Source organism: Rhodococcus sp. EPR-157, from assembly GCF_001647195.1.
Lineage (GTDB): Bacteria > Actinomycetota > Actinomycetes > Mycobacteriales > Mycobacteriaceae > Rhodococcoides.
The window spans coordinates 1-1812 of sequence record NZ_LVCV01000059.1; the positions used below are offsets into that span (position 1 = coordinate 1).

At 62.5% G+C, this 1812-nt stretch carries 3 protein-coding genes and 1 pseudogene; 2 read left to right on the forward strand and 2 right to left on the reverse strand.

Annotated elements, in window-relative coordinates; all coding sequences use genetic code 11:
• Window positions 1-281, reverse strand: a pseudogene (locus A2J03_RS02530) (GGDEF domain-containing protein); the annotation flags it as partial.
• Between the two features lie 421 nt (window positions 282-702).
• Here A2J03_RS02530 and A2J03_RS02535 point away from each other — a divergent pair.
• Window positions 703-1224 carry a DUF6230 family protein gene (locus A2J03_RS02535; RefSeq protein ID WP_068369301.1) on the forward strand — a complete coding sequence of 174 codons (522 nt, stop codon included), beginning with the start codon at window positions 703-705 and terminating at the stop codon, window positions 1222-1224.
• A complete protein-coding gene (locus A2J03_RS02540; protein WP_068369304.1) occupies window positions 1218-1655 on the forward strand; it encodes a DUF6114 domain-containing protein in 438 nt (145 codons plus the stop codon). The genes A2J03_RS02535 and A2J03_RS02540 overlap by 7 nt, the downstream gene beginning before the upstream one ends.
• Here A2J03_RS02540 and A2J03_RS29650 read toward each other — a convergent pair.
• A partial coding sequence (locus tag A2J03_RS29650) for an amidohydrolase family protein (RefSeq protein WP_156520157.1) occupies window positions 1612-1812 on the reverse strand: 201 nt, incomplete at its 5' end. The genes A2J03_RS02540 and A2J03_RS29650 overlap by 44 nt on opposite strands.

Below are 1812 nucleotides of genomic sequence, written 5' to 3' on the forward strand. Positions count from 1 at the left end.
CCGGGCAGCGCAACGAACGGATCGGCCAACAGGAACAGTGCGGCGGCGATCGTGACTTCGATGTAGGCGACGAAAAGTCGAGACACTCGCTCGGAAGGAAGCGATCCGCGGACCCACACCGCTCCGACGATCGTGTTTGCCACGGCAAGGACGTAGCCGGCTTTCTCCGCAGAACCGGAGTCGAAACCTGCCGGAGTATGAGCTGCGGTGACGCACAATGCCGCGAAGAACCAGCACCAGATTCCCACCGCGACATGAACATGACTCAGCAGCGGACTCATGCGATGATAGGCAGTCGACCAGGCGAAATCGGCGGGGAACGACCACCATCGTCGGACTGGATGCATGTGGGTATGGCCTTTTGGGTGCGAGGGATATGCCACCCAGACTCGATACTCGTGCACCGAGTCGACCCCGAGTCTCGTGGCGACGGATTCATTCTGCCAGGGGGCATGACGCTTGCTGAAACCGGAACGGTCTGTTCGCGCCATCGCAAGCGCCAGCCCCAGCAGTGGTTTAGCCAGCGTCGCCGCTGGGGATGCACGGTGCTGAGGCGACACGAACGGACACACATGACAATCACAGATAGACACGTCGGGCTACTCACGGGAGCACCTCGGTACAGCCACGTAGCGTCGGTCGATCGTCATCGCTAGCGGCGCCATCCATCGCGGCCGTTTCTTCCTCGTCGCCGGGATCGGAATGATCGGGGTGACGATCATCGGCGGCGGAATCGCCACCGGTCAGCTTCCTATGAATCTCGCATTGTCAGGGCAGACTTTCACCGGAACGGTGTCCGCCGTCGGTGCCCAGGGCATCACCGTCTATCCGCGTGCGGTGAGCACTGCGGCAGGTGAGATGCCGAGCATCGCTGTGAAGATCGACCAAGCACAACTATCGGATGTCTGCCTCTCCACGGTGGCGCGCGGACTGCCGCTTCTCGGTGATGTCACCTTGTTCGCTCGCGTCCCCGGCGACAGCACCACAGCGGAAAGCCTCATCCTCGACGTCGCGTCCGTTGGAGGATCGCTCACCGTTGCCGACGTTCGGCTCGGTCTCGACGCCAGCGCGCTGGGTGAGGTGACCGGCTCGCAAACCTCAGCCGTTCAAGTGGGCGAGTCGTGGGCGTCGACGACCACGATCGACATCATCTCGCTCACCGCAGCCGGGGCATCACTGCAAGGTCTCGCGGTGACAGTGGAGGGACGGGAGGCCTCATGTTGACGCAACCCACATCGACGGACCATCGCGCACGCTTCCGCTCGTGGCGGACTTCGAGGCCGTTCTGGGGAGGCGTACTCATGGCGTTGTCCGGGATCTGTCTGCTGCTACCGACATTCTCGACGTTGCGCGTCGGCGATCTGCTGATCTCCATCAGCACGATTGCCGGGGTGTCGACGTTGTTGCTCGGGTCGCTGATGCTGGTCTGCGCGTGCACAGTTCTACTTCAGCCGGCAGCACGCATTCCAGCCGGAGTCGCGGCCATGCTGGTGGCCCTGGTGGCCCTGCCTGCGGCCAACTTCGGCGGGTTCGTCGTCGGAACTCTTCTTGGTGTCTTCGGGTCGGCCGCCGCCCTTGCCTGGCGGTCTGTCGAGACAACGACCGAACCTCCTATCGCGACAGGCCGAGCACCCGAATTGCATTCTCCTTCATGATGAGTGGAACAACCTCTTCCTTGATTCCGAGCTCGGCGAAGTCCTTGATCCATCGGTCCGGTGTCAGCACGGGAAAGTCCGATCCGAACAGCGCTTTGCGTGCGAGAAGCGAATTGACGTTGCGCACCAGCTGCGGTGGGAAGTACTTGGGCGACCA